Below are 8,073 nucleotides of genomic sequence, written 5' to 3'. Positions count from 1 at the left end.
CGCTTCACCGCCGAGCAATGCACAAACTACTTCAGCGCCGCAGGTTACGAGCCAGAGTGATCAGATTCTGCTCTAGGTGGCGGCGGCGCTGCCGATGGCAGCTGACTACCGCCGCGAGCAGGTCAGCGCAGCCGTCTGTTGGACCGTAGTCGCTCGTCGAAAACCGTCTTTGATGATTCGGGTGGAAACGATTCCCCGCCTGTTGAAGAAACCAGCCGTGATATCCAAGTCGCCAAGCGAGGATTTATAAAATAATATCAATGATTTGTTGGAAATAACCCGATGGTACCGTTGGCTGGGATCGATACGTCATATAACAAGTTGTTTTTATTATTCTTTTCGTGCCAACGACGCGAATTTGTATCACAATAGGTATCACAATAGGTATCACATCTTTGGAGGGCTTGGGCGAAGTCGACCGACGTCTTCTCGTTGTTGCTGAAACGCAGTAAATGCGGAGACGTAAGCAGGGGGCGGGCAAACAGTCCACCCCCGTTTTTTGTTGGCCGCAGAGGCTAGGTTTAGCCGCCCATCTTTTTCGCCATCGCGCAGAAACCCGCATGCGCCTTGTTAAGCGTAGTATCGCCGCAGTCTTTCAGCACCGCCTTCTGTTCATCGGGTTTCATGGACATCCATGCGGTCTTGAAATCCGCCTCCGACCTCAATGTTTTCATGCCTGCATCTGTAAAGAACGGCGACATCTTGGCCGGGTCGTCGAGAGCGGATGTATTGTTAGCGGCGAGTGCTGAACCAATCATCATCACAAGCGTCAACGCGCCCATTGGGAGCATCTTTATGTTCATTTGATCCTCCGTACAGGTCCTCCGTACAGGTCCTTCAGAATGACCATCTTGAGAAACGTGCATTTTGCGTCTCGGTTCCAGCGCACACCGGTTGAAAAGCTAGTGGCCTGGATGGGACAGGCGGGCTGGAGCCTCCCGAATGCTTCAGGAGATATGCCGCCTCCTGAGATCAGCGTGTCCGTGAAGGACGACGCAAAGAGGTCGTCGTAAGTTCACCTATAACCGCAGCATCGGCGGCCAAGACGACGCGCTCGGGCTGCCAATTGGCAGGAGAAGCTCTCAACGCGCCTGCTCTTGCGGGGCGAACTTGATCCGGCACCCCCTTGGCTGATTACGAGATGCCCAAGCGCTCGCGCAGACGCACCGGCAGTCGGGGCGAGGCTTGCAGTTCGGCACAGCTCACCTCCCATCGCTTCAGATAATCGGCGATCGGGATACCGGTGCGGCCGGGCCAGCGGTTAAGTGCGCCCAGGGCCTCGACACAGTCCGGCGCGCGTTCGTATTCGGAGAGGATGGTTACCGCCATTGCTTGAGCGAATGGATTGAGGTTCGGTATCTCGATTTCGCCGCGATGGCCGGCGAACCACGCTGCGGCGTCACCGGTGAGCCCCTGGCTGTCTGCGAGCGCTGTATAGCGGTCGATGATGTCCTGGCGGTACTGGGCGATAGAATCGCCGAAAGCGTTGTCGCCGGCGAAGGGCGGGTTCTGCTTCCAGTCTTTCGCCAGGCGACCCAGGCCGCGCAGCGAAAAGGCCTCCACCATCGCTTCCTCGAGCCATTGGCAGGGCGCCGCCGGCTTGGCGTCCGCCTGCCAGCTGTTGGCAAGCACATGGCCAAGCTCGTGACCGAACTGGTAGGCGAGCTTCGACCAGTCGCGTTCGCCGATGTCGACGATGATCCACGCCATGCTGCTGCCGTCCGGGTGCAGCCAGATGGCCGGCGTGCCGGAACTGTGCTCGTCGACACGCAAGCGCGTCGGCTGGCGGTCGGACAGGAGGCGGACGCCATCGAGGCAGGCGTGGCGCATCCGCTCGGCGACCTGAACGGCAGCGCCCTCCAGCATCCGCCCCCAGTCGCCGGCAAGCTCGATGGGCGCGGTGAGGAGGGGGGCATCAAGATTGGTCGGTGGCGCCATGGCTGCGTAGCTCTCCGTAACGACGTCCCGATGCCTCAACGCGGCAGGAATCAGGCTTGCGGCCACCGAGCGCCCAAAGAGTGTAGCGAAATCTCGTCGTCGCACTTCGATTCCTGGTGTCCGATCGCCCATGTCTAAACTACCATACTAATCCACCAATGGAGAAGGCTCGGCGAGCGGAGAGGATGTCAGGAGTGGGCGAGGCTATCTTTTGTACAGCATCGGGCTGCTCAGCCTTGAGAGAGCCAAAGAGAGCCAAACTCGAAGTCTTGGGTACCATCACTATGCTCGGAAAAAGTACGTATGATAAACAAATTGTATCGGCCTGACGACATAAGGATTTGTATCAATCCTAGCAAGAATTGACTTCATCTCTTTGCCGGGATCAATGCCAATACTTTTGAGATAGTCGTAAAACGGCCCTGACTCCGGCTTACATTCGTTCGCATGTCGGATGAGGAAATTGTCGACGACGCCTGCCCTCCAACGCTCTTTCAGGTGATGGCCCCAGTATATATCCAATCCCCATCCCGAAATTGACAAATCAAATGAATGGAGCATTTCCCGCAGAAAGTCACGTCTGAAGAATGGGGCCATCACCTCGACCCAGTTTGTCGTCCGGAGTATTAGACCTGGATGATGACGCGTAAGCGGGAGGACACAGGAACTATCAGATGTCAGAGACGGTTGGGCGACATCCAATGAGTATTCTTCACAGATTTTGAAGAAATCATCGGGATCAAATAGGACTTCAATGTCATCGTCCAGAAAAAAAACTCCCTCATAAATGTTATGCAATTCTGTCGCCTCGAATAGCCGTTTGGCACCATGCATCTTTGAAAGACCGCCACCAAAAATGAGTTCGGCTCCGGTGCGGAAAGCGTCATCTGGGTGCGGGTCTGCGTAGTAGTTTATTCCAACATCGTACGCCCGGTGGGCACTCAGAGGCTCAGAAAACAAGGATGGACGGCGCTTGGACCCGGCGCGTATCAGAATCAAGTACCGCCTCGGTTCACGCGGGACAGTTAGTATCTGAATGTCGTCCGAATTCTGAAACATTGACGATTCCCCGATATCACGGCAGCGGTCTTCGGCCTCGATCTTTGCCGGTGAAGGAACGCGGCGCTGACGATTCAGCGACGAGTTGAAGAATGGTGTATTATGCCGCCTTTATTTCCAATGGGCGACGGTCACGTTGTCTGGAACCACATGGGCGGAGCAGGTTAATGCGATGACGGTAACCAGCCCAGCCGTTCCGATGATCATCCCGACCTATCGGATTTACAACTTTCATCTTCGGCAGCGAGTTCGCCCCGCTCAGCAAGCAACTCATCCGCAACATTTCTCGCATAGGCACTGTCGCCGGAGCATCGTCGGAACTTTCTGCCGGCATGCGCTTCATTATTCGTCGAGCAACCTTTTCCTTTGAACACAAAATACTTCTGGCGTCCATTGCAGGGCGCATCACAATCCTGCGACAATATCAACCAACGCTTCAAGCAGTATGTAAGTTGCTATGTAGCTTTCGCTGGGAGCACTTAAACGGGAATTGCATGGTTCCTCATGCGCCGATTTGCGCCATGTCCCACAGACACATCGCCTTCGATGCGTAATGTTCCTCCGGCATGACCAGGAGTGGCAGCGGCAACGAGAATGGCGGTTGCTGTAGGTTGAGAAATCCGAATCCGCCCGTTTCAGGCGCAATGTCCTGCGTTGAGGTCGAATGGCTTGAGGTGAACAGCCAGCGCGCGCCGCACCTCTTGACGTTGCGCAGCGCACGCCAGATATCGGACTCGGTCAGATGCTGCAGACAGTCGCGTGAAAAAATGAGGTCGACATTCGGCAGCACATCAGCAGTCAGATCGAGCACGTGGAATTCGCGATTCGCGTATCGCATGCGATTCGTTTCGATGACTTCCGGAACAATATCGCAACCGATGTAGTGCGTTTTGCCCAAGTCGACGAAGCGCATCCAGTTGAAGTCGCCGCAGGGCGCATCAAGCATGGACTTCACGTCCAGCGCGCGGAAAAGCATCGGCAATACGGTTCGCACGCGATGCGTCGTCGCGTACGCTGAACCGAGTCCGGAGCGCGATTCCGCGGAGCCCCACTCGTTGCTTTGATAAATACGCGCGAAAGCTTCGCGGGAATCATCAGGCGTGCCTTGCGTCATCGAATGCACCTCATCGACGGCCAATCCCGCCGGCGTCAAATAACAGGCGGGCGAACCCACCAGCAGTGCTACCATATCTCGCCGAGAGGCACGACAGGGGACGTCGCACTCTCTACCCTAGCACGGTGAAAGTTCGCTTTAGTCCGTCAAACGTGGGGAATTCCTCCTTAGTCTTGAGGCTCACTGCCGATCCGTCGCCAATCGATCTGAAGCTTGGTTGTCGTCATGAATGACGAGTGGTGGGATACTAAGGAAAGCTTGCATTGAGCCATAGGCCGCACACATCGCGCAATCGATACCTGTGTCATCGAGAACGACGGCGGTTTCAGGAAATGGTATCCGTCTGCTTCGCAGAGGGAGGCATTTCTCAAGAAGCACCCGTGCGCCTCTTGGCGTGATTGTGTAAGCTTGGGTTCCAAATGAGTGCATTACCCTGACAAGGGATCGGGAGAATTTATCGGATTGGAACAAGGCAGTTCTATTAGTATATCGGCGGTCGTAAAATTCAATCTTGGCTTTGGAGAAACCAAAATCTAACCAAAGAAATAATGGGTTGAATACGTACCCCCACTGTATCATGTCCCAGTCGGCGGGTGCTTGAGACATGATACTGGTGGATTCTTCTACGAATCGAAATGACGATCGAACGTCGTCTTCAAAAATCGTGATTGGCTTGTTTTGTGAGATCGAGAGCTTCCACAGGCTGACGTGGGAAAGTGCACATCCCAGAGCGCCCGGTGAATACGCGCAGTCGTCAGTGATCAGACCTTCCTTTATAAGCGCCGCCCTGTTGAGGGACGCGCCGTCAAAAGCCGATACACGAACGGTATTGTGCATCAGATGCCAGTTATTCTCTTGATATCTGCTCCAGCGCTCGACGCTGCGGTCGAGGTTTATCACGTGAATTTTCGGCGAACCGATCGGCTGGACAGGTCGAGTTGGCATCGGCCCAGAGGCAGGCGGCATGGGACTAACCAAAACGTTGGTATCGCCCGCATTGTGCAAAAACTCCCGTGCGCGCTCGATCCCGTCGCTCACATGATATTCGTGGTCGCCGAACGTGATGTAGCCATAGACCTGCCGGTTATCCAGATACTGAACGACGCCGGCTTTCCTGGCGCTATCGGCAAAAATGACGTACTCATACCGCGATGTGCTGTCCTCGTAGGTGAGTTCGCTCAAAACGTCGGCGCGGATCAGATAGGTGCAGTGCACGAGCGGCATCTCGATAACGCCGCGCACGTGGCGGTGGAGCACCCAGCCATATTGATCGCACTGCAAATAGTAGCCGTTGGCGTCGATCTCGGCGTGGTAGTTCGAATAGTATTGTCCGGGAGAGATGGAGCGAAGCAAGGGAGCGATGATCGGCACGTCGAGCGCGACAAGCTCGCGTAGCGTGGCCGGACGCACGAAATTGTCGACGTCGACAACGAAATAGAAATCGCAGTCGTGCTCGAGAGTTTTCCGCAAACTTATGTTGCGGATTCGGCCAAGCACCCTGAAGCGCGTCTCGTTCCATTCGTGTTCGCCAAATCGCTCGACCCTATCGGCCACGTCTGAGGCGTCGAACTCAACCGCGGCATAGAGGTCACCAACGCGCTCCACCCATTCGCGCAATATGTGCTCGGTCCTGTCGGTGTTGTTGTTTGTTCGGATATACAGGACGATCGACGCCTTCGGGTAGTCGAGCGCCTCGATGCACTCGAGATAAAGCGGCAGTGCCGGTTCTTTCTGCTTTGCCAGGATTGCCACCAGGATGCGCGGCGTGCCCTCCATTCGCGACCGCAACGAACGCTGCCGGACAAGCTTGTGCTGGTCGATCAAGCTCTCTGTTCCGAACGATCCAAGTTTTGGAGACTCATTGACCTGGAGCTTATCGGCGGCGAAGCGCGCGTTGGCCACCACACGCTTCGCCATGTCTGCTGGCAATTTGTCGGTAGCCAGCAATTTCAGACAGGAGTCGAGCGATTCACGGTAAGCGCCTGCCCAGTAGGCATTGATAGCAAACTCGTCGAGCAGGCCGTAATCATAGACCCAGGGCTGGATAAAAAGGCCGGCGGGTTGAACAAGGTCGAGTCCTCGACGCGCAAATTCCATTCCTTCCGCATTCCGGCCCTTGTTGCGGCAATAGAGGCTTGCGGCGTGAAGAGCCTCCGCGCGGCCGGGAACGAGCTGCGCCGCACGCTCAAAGACGGCAACGACTTCGTCGAATGGCCGTCCCATCGCTGCCATAAGGTTGCCCGCCTCGAGCAGGCTGACATAGACCTCCTCGCCCCAAAAACCCAGCTCGGCGCGCTCCAGATACTTCGCCAGCGATTTTTCACGCTCACCGGAATCCCTGTAGCTCTGCGCCAGATAGAAGGTGTACCGCGAAACCAGGAAGGGGTCGGTCTCTGTCGCAAGAGCATTTTCAAGAACCGCTGCGTCGTCTTGGTACTTTCGCGGGTTTTGACTGCGTGCTCCGTCACGCCCCGTCGCCACGCGAAAGCCCTTGGCGGTCTCCCGGGTGAGATGGCCAGGAGGGGCCTCGAGATATTCGTGCAGAACGCCCTTGAAGGAGAACGGCAGCCGGTTGCGGCAGATCTGGGGGCGATAAAACGAAATGCCACCATGGAACACCTCGACGTCGTATAAATCATGTTCCATCTGCGACTTGAACCCGATCGGATCAAAGTCGGCGTCTAGGACCACGACGTCGTCCGCGTCGATGATCATGGCATAGTCGACCGTCTCGACTTCACGCAGCCGGTCAAGAGCGAAGGTACGGTTGTACGCGAAGTCCCGCCACGGCTCGTTAATGACAGCGCCTTGGACATTGTGATCGGTGAGGAAGCCGCGTACCAGGTCTTGCGTGCCGTCCTCGGAACCCGTGTCGACGATGAGCACATAGTCGACAAGGGGTAGCACGCTGGCGAGGCATTGCAGGATGACCTTCGCCTCGTTCTTGACGATCATGCACAGGCCGATGGTGCTCATGCTATTCCTTCAGCTGAGCAGCGGTCGTTCCGCTTCTGCTCGAAATTGTGGAATGGGAATTCGTGCAGCTCGCCCGGCAGGTTGCGGGCAGCGAAGAACGATCGGATGAAATCCTGGGTCCCGTCGGTCGAGCCGGTATCGCCGATGACCCAGCAGTCGATATGGTCGGCGACCGCTCCGAGGCAGCGCTGCAGGTTCGCCGTCTCGTTCTTGACGATCATGTTGAGGCAGACGCGCTTGCGGCTTGTCATCTGTGAATCGTCGGCTCCGTGCGGCGGTCCGTGACGCCCCTCGATTAGTTCACCCCTATTTGCCAGGTGTCGTCAAGATCGAGAAACATTGATCCGAGGTCCTAAGTGGCGTCCCGTCAGAGGAGTGCCACGCTCGACCTTGATCGCATTTGCGACACTGCTAGAGATGGAGAGGAGACGTTAAGTCCAGGCTTCTCAAGAACAATTTTCAGCAATTGCCGTCAAAGAACGGCCGGCGCCCGCCCCTTGATCAATTATCGGCAAGCTTATAGTTTACAAATCCCTAATTTTCGGTTTTACTAATGTACAGCTTTGAGGGCACTCGCGCAGTTTGGCGGGTGGGTTGGCGTTCTTGAGAGGGTTTCTAGGAGTTCTGGAGTAGCTAGGCCACTTCGCGGCTGAAGCAGGTGCGTTCGCAAAGCGTCCGCTGCCGCGTATACGTTTGTCCTTCTGCTGGAGGCGGACGGGTTCCTCCGGAAATCCCTCTCGAGTTTTTCGCTGAGACATCGGCGTGAACATGACGGGAGTGAAGTCGTGAGTCGGGTAAAATCGCGTGCGCATCGCAGGAAACGTGAAGCCTTAGCTTCGCCACCCCCCACCCATTCGCGGCTGGACATCGGAACCTATCTAGAGATCGGTTATCGGGCTGCCGCTTGCCAGACGAACAATCGACAAACCAGCGCGGCGCGCCATTGGAACACGTGGCGCACAAAGGCGCCCGGCGTCTGCCCACCC

At 56.3% G+C, this 8,073-nt stretch carries 6 protein-coding genes; all 6 read right to left on the bottom strand.

Going from position 1 to position 8,073, the window contains the following annotated elements; all coding sequences use genetic code 11:
* Window positions 1-521: 521 nt before the first annotated feature.
* Window positions 522-803: a hypothetical protein gene (locus FJ934_RS27600; RefSeq protein ID WP_140613556.1), complete on the bottom strand. Its 282-nt coding sequence runs from the start codon at window positions 801-803 to the stop codon at window positions 522-524.
* Between the two features lie 331 nt (window positions 804-1,134).
* The gene (locus FJ934_RS27595) at window positions 1,135-2,070 is read right to left on the bottom strand and encodes a hypothetical protein (protein WP_246671661.1); all 936 of its coding nucleotides are present in this window, start codon (window positions 2,068-2,070) and stop codon (window positions 1,135-1,137) included.
* 150 nt (window positions 2,071-2,220) lie between these two features.
* Entirely contained in the window at window positions 2,221-2,997 is a 777-nt protein-coding gene (locus FJ934_RS27590; protein WP_140613555.1) for a DUF707 domain-containing protein, read from the bottom strand.
* Between the two features lie 502 nt (window positions 2,998-3,499).
* Window positions 3,500-4,186: a class I SAM-dependent methyltransferase gene (locus FJ934_RS27585; protein ID WP_140613554.1), complete on the bottom strand. Its 687-nt coding sequence runs from the start codon at window positions 4,184-4,186 to the stop codon at window positions 3,500-3,502.
* 105 nt (window positions 4,187-4,291) lie between these two features.
* Complete coding sequence (locus FJ934_RS27580) at window positions 4,292-7,087, bottom strand: glycosyltransferase family 25 protein (protein WP_140613553.1); 2,796 nt, start codon at window positions 7,085-7,087, stop codon at window positions 4,292-4,294.
* Window positions 7,084-7,338, bottom strand: coding sequence for a hypothetical protein (locus tag FJ934_RS27575; RefSeq protein WP_210241979.1), 255 nt, complete (start codon window positions 7,336-7,338; stop codon window positions 7,084-7,086). Before FJ934_RS27575 ends, FJ934_RS27580 begins: the two co-directional genes overlap by 4 nt.
* Between the last annotated feature and the right edge of the window lie 735 nt (window positions 7,339-8,073).

The sequence above is a fragment of the Mesorhizobium sp. B2-4-12 genome, assembly GCF_006441575.1.
Lineage (GTDB): Bacteria > Pseudomonadota > Alphaproteobacteria > Rhizobiales > Rhizobiaceae > Mesorhizobium.
Note: the sequence above shows the minus strand (reverse complement) of the source record. Positions and strands in the feature narration are given on the sequence as shown.

What these genes read in the sequence shown, in the direction of transcription:
- FJ934_RS27600 (WP_140613556.1), bottom strand. Translation starts at nt 803, where the DNA reads ATGAACATAAAGATGCTCCCAATGGGCGCGTTGACGCTTGTGATGATG.
- FJ934_RS27595 (WP_246671661.1), bottom strand. Translation starts at nt 2,070, where the DNA reads ATGGGCGATCGGACACCAGGAATCGAAGTGCGACGACGAGATTTCGCT.
- FJ934_RS27590 (WP_140613555.1), bottom strand. Translation starts at nt 2,997, where the DNA reads ATGTTTCAGAATTCGGACGACATTCAGATACTAACTGTCCCGCGTGAA.
- FJ934_RS27585 (WP_140613554.1), bottom strand. Translation starts at nt 4,186, where the DNA reads ATGGTAGCACTGCTGGTGGGTTCGCCCGCCTGTTATTTGACGCCGGCG.
- FJ934_RS27580 (WP_140613553.1), bottom strand. Translation starts at nt 7,087, where the DNA reads ATGAGCACCATCGGCCTGTGCATGATCGTCAAGAACGAGGCGAAGGTC.
- FJ934_RS27575 (WP_210241979.1), bottom strand. Translation starts at nt 7,338, where the DNA reads ATGACAAGCCGCAAGCGCGTCTGCCTCAACATGATCGTCAAGAACGAG.